This is a genomic window from Phenylobacterium sp., from assembly GCF_036677185.1.
GTDB lineage: Bacteria > Pseudomonadota > Alphaproteobacteria > Caulobacterales > Caulobacteraceae > Phenylobacterium.
In genome coordinates this window covers 183,871-201,329 of sequence record NZ_JAKFEN010000012.1, presented here as the reverse complement: position 1 = coordinate 201,329, position 17,459 = coordinate 183,871, and the positions used below count along the sequence as shown (strand labels likewise).

The window sequence follows — 17,459 nt, the reverse complement described above, 5'->3', positions numbered from 1 at the left end:
GACGCGCCGGATCGTCAGCGTCGGGCGGCGCGCCTTCGGCAGGCTTCAGGAACACCATGAAGGGCTAATCTCTGGAATCCGGCGTCCTCGCCGCTATCGCGGGAGAACTGCTCCCAGAGTTCCAGGTTCTTGGTGGAGAGCGGCAATTCACGGAAGTCGCGGTTCTGCTGGCGGCGCCGGCCCCAATTGCGGCTGGATTGTTTCCCCGCCCGCAACTCCCCTCGACGAGCGCGACCTTGAGACCCTGGCTGGCCAGGTGATAGGCGGCGAAGCTGCCGGCGATCCCCCGCGCCAATGATGACGGCGTCGACCTCGGCGGGCAGATCAGGCGAGCCCTCGATCAGACGCGGCGGCGCTGGCAATAGACACCCCCCGAATGAGCATGACCGGCGGTCATGGCCCGCACCGGTTTCGGTCGGGCATGCGGCCCCACGCCTTCCCGCGATCCCCTGCTGCCGGAATTCATCCGAGCGACTGACTGGCGAGGGCGAAGAGCGCCGCATGGGCGCTCGACCGCGGAGGCTCGCCGCGCGTCATAGCCACGACCTGGTCAACCCGCGGCAGGCCGATCGCCTCCAGCCACGGAGACAGTCCACAGGCGGATGTCACGTCCAGACGGACGAACCGACCGGCATGCGGCGCGGCCAAGGCAGAGATGAGTCCGCGCGCCTCCGCCGCGGTCTCGGCGACCACAGGGCCGATGACGATGCCGCGGCCCCATCTACGCGCGCAGCCGTAGCCGCACACGACGCCGTCCCGTTTGACGACCTTGACCTCGCCGATCCCGAACAGCGCGTCGATCAGGACCGCGCGTTCCATCCCGCTGGCGACATGATCCAGCCTGCGGACCGCCTCGAGATCGGCTGCCCGGAAGGGTCGTGTCGCGGCTGCCGGATCCGGCGCCGGCGCGTGCGTCAGCATGGCCTGGTGCTGATGCACGTGCCCGCGCTCGACAAAGCCAAGCGACTTGTAGAGCGAGAATCCCTCTCGCGTGGAGTTCAGGATCATGGAACGGCCCGCTGCATCGGCGAGCAGGGCTTCCATCAAGGCGCGGCCGATACCCATTCGCTGCGCGTCCGCCGCCACAATGATCATGCCTGCAGAAGCATGGTGCTGGCCGTAAGGCCACCACAGCGCCGTGCCGGCGAGGCGTGCGTCGATCTCGACGGCGAATCCCCGGCCGAGCGCGAGCGCGAAGGCCCAGTCCTCCAGCCGGTAGGGCCACTGCAGCGCCTGCGAGAGCGCGAGCGCCTGCGGCAGATGCTCGGGACTGAGCGCGACCGGCCTCAGGGAGCGTCGTTCCGCAGTTTGCTCGCTGATTCCTTCGCCCACCTGAGTCCCCTTGTCTGACGCGGCTAGGCTGGCCGGTAAGTGCAATAGATCTTCTTCACGTGTTCGCGGCTTTCCCATGAGGCGCCGCCGCCCTGCTCGAAGAGGACGACGTCGCCCGCGCCGAAGGTTCCTTCGCGCCCGGCGGCGTCAACGAACGTGACGGAGCCCTCAAGCAATCGCATGAGTTCATAGTGCCGGAAGGTGACCAGTCGGCGATTGTAAGGCGTCGAATCCCAGGTTCCGCAGACGAGTTCCCCGCTTCCGGAACGATAGTCGGTGTGGTTTCGACACTCCGGCGTGGGTCCGATCAAAACGTCGGGGGCCGGCGGATTGGATGGCGCCAGCGGCGCGCCTTGGTCGATCCGGACCGGCCCCTCAGCGCCCGCACCGCCTCCACCGGTGCAGCGCACGAGCACCAGTTTGGCGCCGCGATCGCTTTGCCAGTCCAGCGGACGTTCACGGACCAGCACGCCGGCCTCGCCGGCGGTCAGCGCACATTGCGCGCCACGTTGTTCGAAGGTGATGTCACCTTCCAGGACGAGCACGAACTCGTCTCCCAAGAGGTGGGTTCGGCCAGAGGCGCCCCGCTGGACATGCGCGATCTCTAAGGTGATCGGTCCCTCCGGAAGCGGGAGGCGCCGCCGATCCGGGAAATAGCCATCGACGCCCGGTTCGACGGGCGGCCACTCGGCGGACGTCCGGAGCACGTCGACAAAGCCGGCGACGCGATCGGTGTGCGCGACCTGATCAGCAAGCATCTCGTTCATTCACATCGCTCCAAAGCGACCTTGCCAACGCGTCCGTCGCGGGAAGCCTCGGCGACGGACGGCGCGTGCGCGACCCAGGCCCCGCCCGGATTCCAGCCACACTCTACGGGAGACCCTCGGAGCGCAGGCGCCGGGAAACGGCGCGCATAATGTGCATTCTGCCAAATTCTCGGTCTCCGCCGGCATGGCGTGTCGGTCGCCCCAAGCGCTAGAAGTATTTGAGCCACGCGATGTCCCGGCGACGCCTTTTCAGGCGAGAGAACCACACGACAGGGAAATATAGCGGTACGAGGAGGCCGACGTACCAGACCAGAACCCAGTTGTAGCTGCTGACTCCGAAGAATTCGCCGTGGTTCTGTCCCCAGATCGCAAGCGCGATATGGTACAGGATGCGAAGCACCGTAAGGTGGAAAATGTAGAAGAACATCGGCGCGCCCCCGAACACTGCAAGTGCGCTTATGACAGCGCTATCGCGGACCCGCTCGAAGGCGACGAGCAGCAGAGCGCCGACGCCGAGAGTTGGCAGCAGGAAGAGTAGCGACGGCGGATATTTGGTCAGGGAGATGAAGCTCATGACCGTCCGCAGCGGGCTTCCCTCCACGACGAACCAGGGCTTGTCGCCGTAGACGTTGATCCCGCGCAGCACGAGGAAGGCCGCGAGCATTCCAGCGCCCAGCGCGAGCAGCCGCTTCTGGCGAGCCTCGGGCGCGACGTGCGGCAGGAACCACGGACCGATCCCGTACCCGAGCAGTATTACGCCGATCCAGGGCAGCACCGGATAGGTGGTCTTCGCCACAGCGCCGAACGGCAGGGCGATCAGGTCGCGCTGGTGCAGCTGCGCCCACAGCGCGTGGAGCGGATTTCCAGGCTCGAGATGGATTGGATCGAGCAGGTTGTGGCCACAGACGATCGCCAGGCCCAGACCGATCAAGGCGTGGCGCGGCAGCCGCATGAGGGCGGCGAGCGCGATCATGGAAAGGCCGATGCACCAGATGACCTGCAGCCAGAAAGTCGGCGTGTTCGTCCAATATATCGGCGAGAGATAGAAGACTTCGATCGCCATGAGCAGCAGACCACGCTTCACCAGGTAGGACGTGGTCTCCTCGACCGTGTGATTGCTGCGGAACAGGAAGACGCCCAGGCCGGTGAGCGCCACGAACACCGGCGCGCAGAGACTGACGGCGAGACGGGCGAAGGCGACCGCCGGCAAGGCCGTGCGGGCGTCGACCGGGTCCGCGACGGGCACATACAGGAACCAGGTTTCACGGACGTGGTCGAGCAGCATCAGCACCATCACGAAGCCACGCAGGGCGTCGATGTTCTGTAGGCGCACGCGCGCGACCGGAACCGCGTCCCTGACCGCGCTCGCCGCGAGCGGCCGAGATTCAATCGAGGCTATTCTGCCCATGTTCCGCTCCCAATCACCTTCGACGGCAGCCCCCGGGCCGCCTTGCGACAGGGCCCGCAGATGTGGCCCAAGATGCTCTTCACCTCAGCCATCCCACCAGACGTGGTCGCCGAACGCGTAGCCCATGAGGCCCCCGATCGGGATCGGGAACACGCCCTTCAGGCGCGCATCGAAGGCGTCGACCAGGCTGATGAAGACCGGGATGCCGATCCCGCTGCCCTCGTGGACCATGGTCTGCAGGTCGCCGTACATCTGCTTGCGCCGCGCCTCGTCGGCCTCGCCCCGCGCCGCCAGCAGCAACTGGTCGAAGCGCGGGTTCTTCCAAGCGGACTCGTTCCAGGTGGCGTCGGACTTGAAGAAGAGGCTGAAGAGCAGGTCTGCCGTGGGCCTGGGGTTGGTGTTCCCGAAGGTCAGCGGATGCTTCATCCAGTGCGTGGAGTAGTAGCCGTCGGACGGCGCCCGGTTGACCGCCAACCGCATCCCGATCTTCGCCGCCGCCTCCTGGAGGATCGACGCCATGTCGACCGATCCGGTGGCCGCCGGTGAGGCATACATCGGCAGCCGCACGTTCAGGAGGCCCGCCCGCTTCAGCAGGAAGCGGGACTTGTCGGGATCATAGGTCCGCTGCGGCAGGTCCGGGAGATGGTAGGGGTGCCCCGGCGGGATCGGCTGGTCGTTGCCGATCTGGGCATAGCCGCGGAATAGCGCCTTGCGGATCAGCTCCCGATCCAGCAGATGCTTCATCGCGAGTACGAAGTCAGGATGGCCTGTCGGCAGCCGGTCCAGGCGCATGATCAGATCGGTGTAGAGCCCCGAGCGGGTCTCGAGGATCTGGTGCTTGCCGGTCGCGCGCACGCGGCGTGTGGAACGTGCGTCCACGGCGTTGACCAGATGCACGTCGCCGGAGAGCAGGGCATTCACGCGCGAGACTTCGTCGGGGATGCCGATGAGTTCCACCTCGTCGAGGTACGGCCGGCCGGCCTTCCAGTAGTTGGGGTTCCGCGACACCACGGTCCGAACGCCCGGCGTGAACGTCTTCAGCCGGTAGGGGCCGCAGCCGTTGGCCGTGCGGAAGTCCGTGGTTCCGTCCTTGACGATCAGGAAATGCGAGGTGGCGAGGACGGCCGGAAGGTCGGCGTTCGGACCCGTGAGCCGGACCTGCAGCTCCCGTGATCCCGTCGCCTTGGCCTCGGCGATCTGGTCGGCGATGGTCTTCGCCTTGGAGGCGACGCCCAGGTCCTTGTGGCGGAGCAGCGAATAGACGACGTCCTGCGCCGTCAGGGTCGAGCCGTCGTGGAACTCCACGCCGCTGCGCAGGCGGATATGCCAAGTGGTTCGGTCCGAGGTCTCGATGGCCTCGGCCAGCGCCAGCTGCGGCCTCAGATGCGTATCGAGCGCGGTCAGCCCGCTGTAGAGCAGGTTGTGGCGGGCGTAGTCGGTGGAGATCCCGCCCTTGGCCGGATCCAGCGTGTCGGCCTGGGAGCTCGAGGTGCTCGCCACCCGTATGCGCCCGCCGCGACGGGGCGGTCCGCTGGGCGCGGGCGGCGCCTGTGGCTGGGCCGCGGGTCCGCCAGCCCCGCTGCGGCCGCAGCCGACGAGGCCTGTCGCGCCCAATGCCCCCAGGCCCAGCGCCGCCGTCCGCCGGGTGAGGATGTCGCTCATCAGTGCAGCCGGTCCTGCAGCCGGTACCAGGCGCCCACGAGAGGCAGGAACCAGGGCGGCCCGAAGTGACCGGGAATGGCCGGCCAGTCGAAGTCCTTCCAGGGGTTGAGCTCGGGACGGCCGCCCATCACCTCGGCCATGACGGCGCCCATGTAGGTCGACATCTGCGTGCCGTGCCCGCTGTAGCCCATCGAGTAGTGGACCCCGTTGCGCTCTCCCGCCCTGGGCAGGCGGTCGCGGGTCATGTCGACCATCCCGCCCCAGCAATAGTCGATGCGGACCTTGGCGAGCTCTGGAAATACCTCCGCCAGAGCGCGCTGCAGGATGACGCCGCTCTTGAGGTCCGACCGCGGGTTCGACACCGCGAACCTGGCCCGGCCGCCGAATAGCAGCCGGTTGTCCGGCGTGATGCGGAAGTAGTTCACGAGGTTCTTGGTGTCCGTCGCCATCCGCCGGCGCGGCAGGATGCGGTCGAGGACATCGACGCCCAAGGGCTCCGTCACGATGATGAAGGCGCCGACGGGCACGATGCGGCGGCGAAACCAGCCCAGCGGGCCGACACCAGAAATGCCGCTCGCGATAAGCACCTGATCGGCGTGCAGTCGCCCTCGTGGCGTCACGACCTCGTGCCCGCCGCCTGACGCCCGTCGCAGACCTACGACCGGCGTGTGCTGGTGGAACTGCGCGCCCCTGCGGGCAGCGGCCTCCGCCAGGCCGGTCACGAACCGACCCACATGCATCCCGGCGCTCTTCTCGAAGATCATGCCGCCGAAATAGCGCCGGGACCCCAGCTCGGCAGGCAAGTCGGCGGGCGACACGATCCGGGTCTGCGGATCGGCCTCGGCGGCGAGGAGCTCCTGCGTTCGGCGGAGCTTGTCGAAGTGCTCGGGCTTGGCTGCGAGCTTGAGCTTGCCGGTGCGCGCGAAGCTGCAGTCGATGCCCTCTTCGCGGACCAGCCGTTCCACCAGGTCCACGCCGGCGTCGAAGCTATGATAGAGCTGCGTGGCGCGTTCGCGTCCAAGCTTCGCCGACATGGCGGCATAGTCCTGGGCGAAGCCGTTGTTGCACATCCCGCCGTTGCGGCCCGACGCGGCGTTGCCGACCGTTTCAGCCTCGCAGACCACGACGCGAGCGCCCTTCTTGGCGAGCGCGAGCGCGGCGGACGCGCCCGTCAGACCGGCGCCGATGACCACCACATCGGCCTTGCCGGCCACCGGCTCCTTGGATGCGCCGGAGAACGGCGGCGCGGTGTCCAGCCAGTACGACGTCAGCTTCATCCGAGACTCCGCGTCCATCAGCCCTCCTCCGCTTCCTGCGGGGCAGCGGCGACGGCGTCGATCTCCACCAGATAGCCGTAGTGCAGCTCGGGCACGGGCACGACGCTGCGCGCTGGCCGGGCCTCGCCCATGACCTCGGCGTAGATCGCGTTGAAGCGGGGCCAGTTCTCCACGCCGACGAGGTAGGCCGTGACCTTGACCAGGTGGCGCGGCGAGGCGCCCGCGGCGGCGAGCACGCCGAAGAGATTGGCGAGCGTCTGCCGCGCCTGGTCCTCGAACGGGAGGTGCGCGGTATGGGCGCCGTCCGGGCGGGCGCCCAGCTGGCCCGATACATAGATCAGCCCGCCGTGCGCGACGGCGGGGCTGTAGTGGCCGGCGGGCGGTTGGGCTCCCGGCACGGCGATCGGGCGTGGTTCACCCGCCATCACCATCCCCGGATCCGCGGCCAGCGCGCCTCGACGACCGGCGACGCGCCGTGGACGACGTTATACGCCTCGTGCTGGGCGGCGGTCGCGCAGGCGTGGTTGGGTAGGATACGCACGCGGGCGCCGACGGGCAGATCCGGCAACGGCTGGTCGCCGCCCCCGCGGATGGCCAGGATTCCGTGCTCCTGGCTCGCCTCGGCGACCAGCAGGTCCGGATAGGGGCGACCCTCCAGATCGCAGACGGCGCCGTAGCGCTGGTCGACGGCTTGCGACGCTGTCCCACGGTCGCGCGAGAGCGCCATCCAGCCGGCGTCGATCAGGATCCAGCCCTTCTCCGGCTTTCGGCCGATGACCGTGGCCAGGACTGAGACGGCGATGTCGTCCAGGGTGCAGACGCCGATCCCGTGCATCACCAGGTCGAAGAACATGTAGACGCCGGCGCGCATCTCGGTGACGCCGTCCAGGTTGCGCGCGAAGTGCGCCGTGGGCGTCGAGCCGACGCTCACCACCGGGCATTGGTGGCTCAGCGCGCGCAGCTGCTTGGCCGCGGCCACGGCCGCTGCGCGCTCGCCGTCCGCCGCCTCGGCCAGCGCCTCCGGCGTGCGCAGCCCGTAGGACTCGCCGGCATGGGTCAGCACGCCCATCAGCTCGACACCGCCGTCCCTGAGCGCGGCCGCCACGTCGCCGATTGCGGGATCGCCAGGGGCGAGGCCGCCACGGTGTCCGTCGGAGTCGATCTCGATCAGCGCGGCCGGGCCGACGCCCAGCGCCGCGCCGGCGGCGGCCAGGGCGCGGGCCTGATCGACGGTGTCCAGCACCACCTTCAGGTCGACGCCTTGCCCACGCAGGCGCAGCGCCCGCTCCGCCTTGTCCGGGGCGAGGCCGACGGCATAGGTGATGTCGGAAAAGCCGTGGCTTGCGAAGTATTCCGCTTCAGCCAGGGTCGACACGGTGATCGGCCCCGGCGCGTCGGGGTAGAGCCGCCGCGCGACGTCGATCGACTTGGCGGTCTTCAGGTGCGGGCGCAGCGACACATCGAACTTGGCGAGCCGGCCGCGCAGCCGCGCGATGTTCCGCTCCATCCGATCTCGATCCAGCACAAGGCTGGGGGTCTCCAGCTCGCGCAGAGTCGCCGCCGCAGCGTCCACCGGTTGTTCGAGTAGTGTCGTGTCGGTCACGGTCTGATGCCCATTAGTTCACGCGCATCTTGCGCCTCAGCCATAAGGTCGGCAATTAACGTCATCTGCATTTGGAATTAAGGTGCGCCTTAATGCTGACGTCTGATGACCTCGCCTTCTTCGGGGTTCTGGCTGGGTCTTCCTCGCTGGCGGAGAGCGCGCGGAAGCTGAATGTGACGCCACCCGCGGTCACGCAGCGTCTCCGCGCGCTGGAAGCCCGCCTCGGCGTCCGTCTCGTCGACCGCTCCGCACGACAGCTCAGCCTCACCGACGAAGGCGCGCTCGTCGCCGCCCACGGCGTGGTGGTGAGCGACGCCATAGAGTCGCTCACCGGGGCGCTGGCCGAGCGCAAGGGAACGGTCAGCGGACACCTGCGGATCGCGGCGCCGCACGGCTTTGGCCGCGTGCACGTGGCGCCCGTCGTCGGCGCGTTCGCCCGCATGCACAGCAGCGCAACCGTCGCCTTGGAGCTGTCCGACTATCCCGCCGCCCGATTGATTGAGACCTGCGACGTCGTCATCCACATCGGCCCGCCCGGCCCGCCGAACCAGATCGTGACGACCCTGGCGCCGAACCGGCGGATCCTCTGCGCAGGCCCAGGATACCTGGAGGCCGCGCCCCCGATCCAAGCCCCGGCCGACCTGGTCCTTCACCGCTGCCTGGTGGTGCGCGAGAACGATGAGGATGTAACCCTCTGGCGACTTCAACGGCCGCGCCATGACGCGGCGACGGTGCGGATCCGTCCGGCGATGTCGAGCAACGATGGGGCCGTGGTCCGCGATTGGGCGATCAACGACCTAGGCGTCACCGTTCGTTCCGAGTGGGACGTTGCGGGCGACCTTGCCAGCGGCCGACTAAGGCAGGTCCTGCCGGACTGGGAAGCTCCGACAGCCGATGTGGTCGCCATGCTTGGGGCCCGCCATGGCCGGACCACGCGCACGACGGCTTTCCTTGCCCTCCTGCGTCAGTCGCTGACGCCTGCGCCCTGGCGGGCCGGCGCTGCCGCCTAGTAGTCATAGATCGCCTTGGTCTCGAGATATCCTCCAGACCATAGACGCCGTGTTCGCGCCCGTTGCCTGAGCGCTTGTAGCCGCCGAACGCGGCCCCACCGTCCCATGCGGGGTAGTTTATGTGCACCTGCCCCGCGCGGATGCGGGAGGTCACACGCCCGCGCCCCAGCTATGGCTCCTCCGCCCCTGCCCCGGAAACGGCCGCCCCGACCCGCCTACGGTCAACCGAGATCTCCGACATGGTGACCAAGGTGCAAATCGCCCTGGTGGTCCACGGCTAGCGCGCTGGTGGGCCCGGTAAGACTCACATGATGGGGCTGAAGGCCTTTCCGCACATGACATATGCTCTGGCCTTTCTGACGCCATACCAACAATTGTACCAACACGCCCAGTGGACCCCGGCGCATTTGCGCGGAGACCTCCGCTATGCGCCGTTCTAACGTCAGGATCGCGCCACAAGCCGACGTTGGCTGTGAACCGAGAAGCAGACGTTGGCTACGCAGTCCCCTGGACAATGGCTCTCGACAAGGCGGCGCTGCGCCACCCGGCCGGAGGTGACTGTCCATGCCTTCGCCTGACGTCGCGCGCGCGTTGACACCCGGTCCCGGCGGGTCGGCGATGGCAGACCTCAGTTCTGGCCTGCAGCAGGCAGAGCCACGGATCGTTCGCTGTCCAGCGAGACTGCGCGCGTGGTGGCGATCTGGGCCTAACGGCCAAGGGGGACCATGCCGGCGCCGACTGGATACAGCGGGTCGACGCTGTCGTTGGCCGCCGCCGAACTGATCGATACCAACGGCAAGGCCTGCCTCGAACCTCTCGCCGACGGTCTTGTCCTCGAGCCCCCACGGCACGCCGATCTCACGCGTCGTCTGTTGGCGGGTCGGCGCCCGGCGCTCGTCACGGCAATCATTGGTGATGTCCCAGTCGGAGATGACCAGACCCCGGAACCCGTGGATTTCGCGCAACAGATCATGGGTGATCCTGCGGTTGAAGCCGACACCGACGGAACCAAGCGCCTGACCGTCGATCGTGACGCCTTCGATGATCATGTAGGAGGGCATCACCGCCCCGGCCTTGACAGTGAAGGCTCCCTGGAAGGCGGCCACCTGCTCGGCGAAGGTGTTGTTATCCAGGCGCGAAATCTGACCGTAGTAGTTGTGTCCGTCGAAACCCTCCGGCTCGGCTCCATAGCCGACCCAGTGTTTCACGATGGCCAGGACACCTGCTCGATGAACACTACGTGTCGGGCGGCATCGACCTGACCGGTCTCGTCGCCCTGACCTTCAAGGCGAGGTACTAGGCCCGCTCCGCTGCGGCCGCGGCGCGTCCACGCGCCGCCGGAACGCCTCGGCCCTGCGGCCGGGGTCCTTCCCATTCTCGAACGAGATTGAAATCCCCGAGCTTGTCAGCCCGGTTGGCAGCGAAGCGCGGGAACGCGGCCGAGGTGGAGCCCAGCGGCTAGCCCGCCCGCGTCTTTCAGACCGTTGGTCACAATAGGCAGGGACGGCTCGTCCAGCAGAGATCGTGGCAGCCGATATTTCGCTTGTCGGCCGGAGCTTGGCGGCGGTAGATTAGTTGACCATATCGTCATCTCTGCAGAAAGTTCAATCAGCAGGCGTCGACGGGAGAGGAAACCGCAGTGACCATCAAGACGACCGGCAAGACGCCGCTGGCGATCTCCCGGCGGGCCACGCGGCGAACCCCGGCGCAGGGCGCGCGGGTCGCGCCGACGGTTGCAGCGGCGGTCACGGCGCCGACGGCCGCGCAGCCCTCGCCCGCCGACCCGCCGCCCCTCGCCGCCGGCATTCCGGGGCTTGGCGGCCCGGCCTATACGCCCGCCTTCGTGCCGCACGGCTATCCTGAGAAGACCGCGGACCTGGGCGAGGTGCCCCTGAACTATGTGGTCGCCGGCCCGCCCTCCAAGCCGTCGCAGAGCATCAAGGAATACGATCCTGAGTGGGCCCGCGCGTTCTACGAGGGGACCGTCGCGGCCAGCTGCCCGCATGACCGCATGCTGGCGAAGGTCAAGGTCCCGGTGCTGCTGACCCATCACAGCCGCACCGTGGACGAGGCCACCGGCCATCTGGCCGGCGCCCTCACCGACCTTCAGGCGCGGCAGGCCGGCGGGATCGTCAAGAAGGCGGGCCAGCGGTTCGACTACATCTCGCTGCCCGACGCCGCGCACGCCATGCACGCCGCCCAACCCGAACGCTTCGCCACCGTCGTCCGCGACTGGGCCGGGACGCTTCCGGCGTGACCCCCGCGTCGCCCCAACATCTGACCTGGAAAGACTCCGAATGCGCCGCCTGCCCCAGACGCTGATCGCCCTCTCCGCCTGCGCCGCCCTGGGCCCGCCCGCCATTGGCGCACCCGCCCCGACGACGCTGACTTTCACCACCCTCGGCACAAACTCCGGCCCGATCCCGCGCAAGGACCGCTCCGAGCCAGCCAACCTGCTGCGCTATGGCGGCCAGCTGATCCTGGCCGACGTGGGCGACGGCGCGGCCGAGCAGCTCGCCAAGGCCGGCGTCGGCGTCGATCAGGTCCAGACGGTGCTGATCAGCCACCTGCATTTCGACCACACCGGCGGCCTCTTCGCCTTCCTCAGCCTGCGCTACCAGACCAGCGGCGCAAACCCGGTGACCATTTATGGTCCGCCCGGAACGCGCGAGACGGTGACTCGCCTGTTCGCCGCCATGGAGCACGGGGGCCATGCGATCCAGACCATGCGCCTGGGCGGCGGACCGGACGCCGGCGTGAAGGTGGTCGAGATTCGGGACGGGACGAGCTTCAACGCCGGCGACGTGAAGATCACGGCTGTTGAAAACAGCCACTATGTCACCCTGAAGCCCAGCGTCGAGCCCCGGCCGGTGTCGCTGTCGTTCCGGTTCGACACCCCCCGCCGCGCGATCCTGTACACCGGCGACACCGGCCCCAGCCCCAAGGTCGAGCACGCCTGCAAGGGCGTGGACCTGTTGGTCAGCGAGATGATGGACCCGGCGCTCGCCATCGCCCACATCAAGGTCAAGCGGCCCGGTGGCCCGCCGGCGATCTACGACCTGGTCGAGGACCACTTCCGCCGCGAACACCTGTCGCCCACCGAGGTGGGCGAACTGGCCACGGCCTGTGGCGCGAAAACCGTCGTCGTCACCCACAACGCTCTGGAGCGCGACGAACTGAACGGCGCCCGCAAGGGCGTCGCCGCGCAGTTCAAGGGCAAGGTGATCCTGGCCGAAGACTTGCAGACCTTCTGAGGCGTCAGGCGCGGCGCAGGGCCGCCAGGCGCGGGAAGACGCGCTCGGCGTTCTCCCGCGCAATGGCCTCGGCTTCGGCCTGGCTGAGGCCATTCGAAGACAACTGATGGATGTTGCGCGCCACGCCCATTTCGGGCGTGAAGGGCCAGTCGCTGCCGAACAGAACCTGGGTGATCGGAGCCAGACGGCGCAGGCCCGCGAACGCCACTGGATGCCCCGACAGCGCCACGTCGTAGTAGAGCCGCGCCAGGATCTCGAACACCTCGGCCTCCGACGCCGGGCGCGGCGTGATGATGGGCAGGTTCGCAAAGGCGGCGATCCGCGCCACCAGCGCCGGCAGCGCCGCCCCGCCGTGCGGCACGATGACCTTGATGTTCGGATGGGTCTGCAGGGTCCGCGAATAGAGCAGGTCCACCAGAGTCCGCGTCGTATCCAGCGGGAACTCCAGCATCGGAGCCGGCCGGCCCAGGCTCACAGCTTCGAAGCAAGCCGGGCTGGTCGGGTGCAGGAACAACGTCGCCTTGCGCCGGTTCAGCTCGGCGAAGATCGGGGCGAAGGCCGCGGAGCCCAGGTAGGTCCCGTCAATGTTGGTCTCCAGGATCACCCCGTCCACGCCCAGCACGTCGAACGCATGGCGCATCTCGGCCAGCGAAGCCTCGACGTTGGGCATCGGCAGGGTGGCGAAGAAACCGAACCGATCCGGATGCGCCGCCACCAGGAGCGCGCCAGCCTCGTTGACCTGCCGCACCAGCGCGCCGCGCTTCGCCGGCGCCAGGAAGTGGGTCGATGGCGAGGAGAGTGAGATCATGCCGGTCGCGATCTGCTGGCGATCCATCATCTCGAGGGCGGCCGTGACGCTCCAGACGGGGATCGGCATGCCGCCATCCACGGTCTCCAGGCCTGCCTTGGCCAGAGCCTCGGCGTAGAAATCCGGCAGGAAGTGCTGGTGCACGTCGATGCGCCCGCAGGCGCAGCCCTCGTCGATCGCGGTCTTTGCATCAGTCATCTCATTCCCCGGAACGGCCGCGGCGACTGACGCTGCCGGAACGGCCCGGCGGGTCCGTGCGTCGCGGACCATTCGGCCCTCGTTTGAACCGCGCGATCAGGTTGACCCGCGCGTCAGCAGGTCGGCGAGCGGATATGTCGCTTGCCATATGCCAACAAATCCACCATTCTGACCATATCGTCAACTAGAAGGCTCGCCGATGAGCATCCTGAAGATCGAGGACGTCGCCCACGTCCGCTTCCGCGCCCCGGACTTGGGGCAGATGCGCGCCTTCCTCGAGGACTTCGGCCTGACGGTCGTCGACCAGACCGAGACCCGCCTCGTCGGTCGCGGTTCGGGGCCTGCGCCGATCGCCCACGTGACCGATCTGGGCGAGCCCGGCTTCGTGGGCGTCGCATTTCGAGCCGAAGGCGTCCAGGATCTGGAACGGCTGGCCGCCGCCGAGGGCGTGAGCGTCGCCGACTCCGACCTTCCAGGCGGCGGACAGGTCTTGACGATCCAGGATCCCGACGGTCACCGCGTCGACGTCGTGGCCGGTCAGGCCGCCGCCCCGCTCCTGCCGCTGGCCGCCAGCGCGCCCTGGAATCGGGCCGAGGCGCGAGAGCGCCTGCGGGCGGCCAAGCGGATCGCGCCCGGCGCCGCCAACGTCGTGCGCCTGGGCCATGTGGTGCTGAACGTGTCGGATTTCCGCGCCTCGGAGCGCTGGTACAAGGACCGCTTCGGCTTCATCACCTCCGACGAGATCCAGGTCGCGCCGGAGATCGCGATCGGCGCCTTCCTGCGCTGCGACCGCGGCGACACGCCCACCGACCACCACACCCTGTTCCTGATGCAGGGGCCGAAGGGTCCGGGTTTCAATCACGCCGCCTACGAGGTCGCCGACCTCGACGACCTGATGCGCGGGCACCAGCGCCTGAAGGACGCCGGCCGTGAGGCCGAATGGGGCGTGGGCCGCCACCTCCTGGGCAGCCAGGTCTTCGACTATTGGCGCGACCCCTGGGGCCACACCCTGGAGCACTGGACGGACGGCGACCTGTTCACCGCCGCCGACGGCTCCAGCATCTCGAACCTGCAGGAGCTGCTGGGTGTCCAGTGGGGCCCGCAAATGCCCGCGACGATGGCCTGAGGACGACATCGATGAAGCTTGCGACCTTTGAAGCGGGCGCCGCCCCGCAGCTCGGCGCCGTGACGGGCGACCGCATCGTGCCGTTAAACGCCGCCGCGCCGGGCCTGCCCGGCGACATGATCGGTCTGATCGCCGCCTGGCCGCGGGTCGAGGGGGAGGTCCGCCGCCTAGCCGACGCCGGCGCGGGCGCCGTCGCTCTGGATGCCATCCATCTGCTGGCCCCCATCCGCCGGCCGGGCAAGATCATGGCCATCGGCCTGAACTACGCCGACCACATCGCCGAGAGCAATTTGGGCACGCCCGAGCATCAGGTCTGGTTCTCCAAGGCGTCGACGGCGACCAACGGCCCGCATGATCGGATCCAGGTTCCCAAGGTCTCGCAGGCCCTGGACTACGAGGCCGAGCTGGTCGCGGTGATCGGCCAGGGCGGCCGCCACATCGGCAAGGACGCCGCCGCCGGCGCGATCTTCGGCTATTGCTGCGGCAACGACGCCACCGAGCGCGCCTGGCAGCATCGGACGCCGCAGTGGGTGGTGGGGAAGTCATTCGACACCCACGCCCCGTTTGGCCCCTGGATCACCACCGCCGACGAGGTTCCGAATCCGCACGCCCTGGGCATCCGCTGCCTGGTGAACGGCGAGGTGCGCCAGGACTCGAATACCCGGCACCTGGTGTTCAACGTCTGGGAGCAGATCGAACACCTCAGCCAAGCCATGACGCTGGAGTCGGGCGACCTGATCTTCACCGGCACGCCGGGCGGGATCGGTGCGGCGATGAAGCCGATGCAGTTCCTGAAGGCCGGCGATCGGGTGCGTGTCGAGATCGACGGTCTGGGCGCGCTCGATAATCCTTGCGCGAACGAGGCCTGAGATGACGGAGAGCCACTTCGACACCGATGTTCTGGTGGTGGGCTTGGGGCCGGTGGGTTCGGCCCTGACCGCCCTCCTGGCCCAGCGCGGGGTGACGGTGATCGCGATCGACAAGGATACCGAGGTCTATCCCCTGCCCCGCGCCGTCCATTTCGACCACGAGATCATGCGGCTGTTCCAGCAGCTCGGGATCGCCGACGCAGTGAAGCGCCACGCCCGCGACCTGCCGCTCTATGAGTTCCGGGCCGCGGATGGGCAGCTGCTGATGTCCCTGCCGCCACCGTGCGAGACTTCCTCTGGCTGGGGTGGCGGCTACATGTTCCACCAGCCCAGTCTGGACGGCGTGCTGCGCGACCTAGTCGCCGGCCTGCCGGACGCTGACACGCGTCTGGGGGTGAAGCTCCAGCGGTTTGCACAGGACCTGGATGGCGTCACGGCCGAGGTGTCGGGCCCACAGGGCTCCCGCACGATCCGCGCTCGCTACATCGTCGGCTGCGACGGCGCCTGGAGCCCCGTGCGAGAGATCATCGGCGGCGGCCTGTTCGACTACCAGTTCGACGAGCCGTGGCTGGTGGTGGACGCGAAGGTGGCGCCGGGGTGCCGGGTCCCGGACGTGAACATCCAGGTCTGCGATCCCGCGCGGCCGACCACCTGCGTGCTCGGCGGCCCGGGCCGCCATCGCTGGGAGTTCATGCTGCTGCCGGGCGAGGCGCCCGAGGCGATGCTGGACGAGGGGGTGGTCCAGGATTTGATCCGCCCGTGGGACTGTGGCCCGATCGAGGTGGAGCGCATGGCGGTCTATCGGTTCCACGGGCTGGTGGCGAACCGCTGGCGGGATCGGCGCGCCCTGATCGCCGGCGACGCCGCCCACCAGACCCCGCCCTTCGCCGGCCAGGGCATGTGCGCCGGCCTGCGCGACGTGGCCAACCTGTCCTGGAAACTCGCGGCGGTGCTGAACGGCGCGGCTGGCGGGGCCCTGCTCGACAGCTATCAGACGGAACGCGAGCCGCACGTGCGCTGGGCCATCGAGCTGGCGATCAGCATGGGCCGCGTCGTCTGCCTGCTGGACCCGGACGCCGCCGCCCAGCGCGACGCCGGCATGCTGGCCGCTCGCGAGAGCGGGGTCGCCCCCCTTCCGCCGCTGCGGCCGCCGGTGTTCTCCGCGGGCTGCATCATGGCCGGCGCGCCCGCCGCCGGCGGGATGTTCCCGCAGCCCACCGCCGGCGCGGGCGCGGACCGCCGGCGCCTGGACGACCTGCTAGGCCACGACGCCTGGCTGGTGAGCTGCGAGACCGTGCGCGAACCTGCGGGCGGGGTCCGCGTCCTCTCGCTGAACGCCGAAGCAGTCGCGCCATTCCGCGCGGCGCTGAAGGGCTGGCTCGACGGGCTTGGCGTGGCGGCCGTGTTGATCCGCCCCGACCGCTACGTCTTCGGCGCGGGCGATCCCGACACCCTGCTGAACGCGTGGACGCAGGGCCTCGCGCCCCTGCGTCAGGCCGCCTGATCCGAGACCAATGATGCTACGACTTCACCATGCCCCGATGGCCTGCTCGCTGGCCAGCCGCTTCGCCCTGGTCGAGGCCGGCCTGGCGCACGAGATCGCCTTCATCCACACCACCAAGGGCGAGCAGAACACTCCCGCCTATCGCCAGATCAATCCCCGCGGGAAGGTCCCGGCGCTGGAGACCGACCAGGGCGTCCTGACCGAGTCCACCGCGATCCTTCCGTTCATCGCCGACCTCGCGCCGGACAAGGCTCTGCTGCCGCCGGTCGGAGCCTTCGCAAGAGCCCAGGCCCAGGCGTGGCTGTCGTTTCTGTCGAGCACCCTGCACACGGCGATGCGGGCGGTAATGGCTCCGGCGGTCGGTTGCGAGGGTGAGGCCGCTCGGACGGCGGCGGTGGCGCGGGTCGCCGCCACCCTGGAGGAGATCGACGCCCACCTCGCCGGCCGCGATCACATGCTGGACGCGTTCAGCGTCTGCGACCTCTACCTCGGGGTCTTCCTTCTCTGGCGCGCGGCGCCCGGCCTCGCGGGCCAGCTGCCGGCCCTGTCCAATCTTGACCTTTTCCAGCAAAGGCTCTTTTCCCGCACGGCGCTGGCCGCCATCGTGGGCGAAGAGTTGCGGTTGAGGATGGCGGCTTAGG

At 68.7% G+C, this 17,459-nt stretch carries 16 protein-coding genes and 1 pseudogene; 7 read left to right on the top strand and 10 right to left on the bottom strand.

The window, feature by feature from the left end; genetic code table 11:
• Positions 1–462: 462 nt before the first annotated feature.
• The 7 genes from V6M51_RS02510 to V6M51_RS02480 form a co-directional block, all read right to left on the bottom strand.
• Complete coding sequence (locus V6M51_RS02510; protein WP_332764347.1) at positions 463–1,332, bottom strand: GNAT family N-acetyltransferase; 870 nt, start codon at positions 1,330–1,332, stop codon at positions 463–465.
• 23 nt (positions 1,333–1,355) lie between these two features.
• Positions 1,356–2,099, bottom strand: a complete 744-nt coding sequence (locus V6M51_RS02505) for a cupin domain-containing protein (RefSeq protein WP_332764346.1) — start codon at positions 2,097–2,099, stop codon at positions 1,356–1,358.
• A 208-nt stretch (positions 2,100–2,307) separates the two neighbouring features.
• The gene (locus V6M51_RS02500) at positions 2,308–3,507 is read right to left on the bottom strand and encodes a DUF1624 domain-containing protein (protein WP_332764344.1); all 1,200 of its coding nucleotides are present in this window, start codon (positions 3,505–3,507) and stop codon (positions 2,308–2,310) included.
• Between the two features lie 84 nt (positions 3,508–3,591).
• A complete protein-coding gene (locus V6M51_RS02495; RefSeq protein WP_332764342.1) occupies positions 3,592–5,169 on the bottom strand; it encodes an ABC transporter substrate-binding protein in 1,578 nt (525 codons plus the stop codon).
• A complete protein-coding gene (locus tag V6M51_RS02490) occupies positions 5,169–6,446 on the bottom strand; it encodes an NAD(P)/FAD-dependent oxidoreductase (RefSeq protein WP_332764340.1) in 1,278 nt (425 codons plus the stop codon). The genes V6M51_RS02495 and V6M51_RS02490 overlap by 1 nt, the downstream gene beginning before the upstream one ends.
• 17 nt (positions 6,447–6,463) lie before the next feature.
• The gene (locus V6M51_RS02485) at positions 6,464–6,871 is read right to left on the bottom strand and encodes a RidA family protein (protein WP_332764338.1); all 408 of its coding nucleotides are present in this window, start codon (positions 6,869–6,871) and stop codon (positions 6,464–6,466) included.
• Positions 6,871–8,049, bottom strand: a complete 1,179-nt coding sequence (locus V6M51_RS02480; RefSeq protein WP_332764336.1) for an alanine racemase — start codon at positions 8,047–8,049, stop codon at positions 6,871–6,873. Before V6M51_RS02480 ends, V6M51_RS02485 begins: the two co-directional genes overlap by 1 nt.
• A gap of 92 nt (positions 8,050–8,141) precedes the next feature.
• Between V6M51_RS02480 and V6M51_RS02475 the strand changes: the two genes are divergently transcribed.
• Positions 8,142–9,059 (top strand): LysR family transcriptional regulator, encoded by a 918-nt coding sequence (locus V6M51_RS02475; RefSeq protein ID WP_332764334.1) that lies wholly within the window; start codon positions 8,142–8,144, stop codon positions 9,057–9,059.
• A 79-nt stretch (positions 9,060–9,138) separates the two neighbouring features.
• Here V6M51_RS02475 and V6M51_RS02470 read toward each other — a convergent pair.
• Together V6M51_RS02470 and V6M51_RS23830 are read right to left on the bottom strand one after the other, a co-directional pair.
• Positions 9,139–9,186, bottom strand: a pseudogene (locus tag V6M51_RS02470) (hypothetical protein); the annotation flags it as partial.
• A gap of 94 nt (positions 9,187–9,280) precedes the next feature.
• On the bottom strand, positions 9,281–10,267 hold the full coding sequence (locus V6M51_RS23830) for a glycoside hydrolase family 3 N-terminal domain-containing protein (RefSeq protein ID WP_442957833.1): 987 nt from the start codon (positions 10,265–10,267) through the stop codon (positions 9,281–9,283).
• Between the two features lie 431 nt (positions 10,268–10,698).
• Between V6M51_RS23830 and V6M51_RS02460 the strand changes: the two genes are divergently transcribed.
• A complete protein-coding gene (locus tag V6M51_RS02460) occupies positions 10,699–11,316 on the top strand; it encodes an alpha/beta fold hydrolase (RefSeq protein WP_332764330.1) in 618 nt (205 codons plus the stop codon).
• Between the two features lie 40 nt (positions 11,317–11,356).
• On the top strand, positions 11,357–12,313 hold the full coding sequence (locus tag V6M51_RS02455; RefSeq protein WP_332764328.1) for an MBL fold metallo-hydrolase: 957 nt from the start codon (positions 11,357–11,359) through the stop codon (positions 12,311–12,313).
• A gap of 4 nt (positions 12,314–12,317) precedes the next feature.
• Here the strand turns inward: V6M51_RS02455 and V6M51_RS02450 are convergent, their stop codons facing one another.
• Entirely contained in the window at positions 12,318–13,319 is a 1,002-nt protein-coding gene (locus V6M51_RS02450) for an amidohydrolase family protein (RefSeq protein WP_332764326.1), read from the bottom strand.
• A 199-nt stretch (positions 13,320–13,518) separates the two neighbouring features.
• Here V6M51_RS02450 and V6M51_RS02445 point away from each other — a divergent pair, with 199 nt between their 5' ends.
• The 4 genes from V6M51_RS02445 to V6M51_RS02430 are packed head-to-tail and all read left to right on the top strand — an operon-like array spanning position 13,519 to position 17,458.
• On the top strand, positions 13,519–14,445 hold the full coding sequence (locus tag V6M51_RS02445) for a VOC family protein (protein ID WP_332764324.1): 927 nt from the start codon (positions 13,519–13,521) through the stop codon (positions 14,443–14,445).
• 11 nt (positions 14,446–14,456) lie between these two features.
• Entirely contained in the window at positions 14,457–15,314 is an 858-nt protein-coding gene (locus V6M51_RS02440; RefSeq protein WP_332764323.1) for a fumarylacetoacetate hydrolase family protein, read from the top strand.
• Between the two features lies 1 nt (position 15,315).
• Positions 15,316–16,818: a bifunctional 3-(3-hydroxy-phenyl)propionate/3-hydroxycinnamic acid hydroxylase MhpA gene (gene mhpA, locus V6M51_RS02435; RefSeq protein WP_332764322.1), complete on the top strand. Its 1,503-nt coding sequence runs from the start codon at positions 15,316–15,318 to the stop codon at positions 16,816–16,818.
• Between the two features lie 13 nt (positions 16,819–16,831).
• A complete protein-coding gene (locus tag V6M51_RS02430; RefSeq protein WP_332764320.1) occupies positions 16,832–17,458 on the top strand; it encodes a glutathione S-transferase family protein in 627 nt (208 codons plus the stop codon).
• Position 17,459: the final 1 nt, after the last annotated feature.

Excerpts from the sequence above, each read along its gene's own strand:
- V6M51_RS02490 (WP_332764340.1), bottom strand. The coding sequence starts at position 6,446 with ATGAAGCTGACGTCGTACTGGCTGGACACCGCGCCGCCGTTCTCCGGC.
- mhpA (WP_332764322.1), top strand. The coding sequence starts at position 15,316 with ATGACGGAGAGCCACTTCGACACCGATGTTCTGGTGGTGGGCTTGGGG.
- V6M51_RS02445 (WP_332764324.1), top strand. The coding sequence starts at position 13,519 with ATGAGCATCCTGAAGATCGAGGACGTCGCCCACGTCCGCTTCCGCGCC.
- V6M51_RS02500 (WP_332764344.1), bottom strand. The coding sequence starts at position 3,507 with ATGGGCAGAATAGCCTCGATTGAATCTCGGCCGCTCGCGGCGAGCGCG.
- V6M51_RS02430 (WP_332764320.1), top strand. The coding sequence starts at position 16,832 with ATGCTACGACTTCACCATGCCCCGATGGCCTGCTCGCTGGCCAGCCGC.
- V6M51_RS02440 (WP_332764323.1), top strand. The coding sequence starts at position 14,457 with ATGAAGCTTGCGACCTTTGAAGCGGGCGCCGCCCCGCAGCTCGGCGCC.
- V6M51_RS02475 (WP_332764334.1), top strand. The coding sequence starts at position 8,142 with ATGCTGACGTCTGATGACCTCGCCTTCTTCGGGGTTCTGGCTGGGTCT.
- V6M51_RS02495 (WP_332764342.1), bottom strand. The coding sequence starts at position 5,169 with ATGAGCGACATCCTCACCCGGCGGACGGCGGCGCTGGGCCTGGGGGCA.
- V6M51_RS02450 (WP_332764326.1), bottom strand. The coding sequence starts at position 13,319 with ATGACTGATGCAAAGACCGCGATCGACGAGGGCTGCGCCTGCGGGCGC.
- V6M51_RS02485 (WP_332764338.1), bottom strand. The coding sequence starts at position 6,871 with ATGGCGGGTGAACCACGCCCGATCGCCGTGCCGGGAGCCCAACCGCCC.
- V6M51_RS02505 (WP_332764346.1), bottom strand. The coding sequence starts at position 2,099 with ATGAACGAGATGCTTGCTGATCAGGTCGCGCACACCGATCGCGTCGCC.
- V6M51_RS02455 (WP_332764328.1), top strand. The coding sequence starts at position 11,357 with ATGCGCCGCCTGCCCCAGACGCTGATCGCCCTCTCCGCCTGCGCCGCC.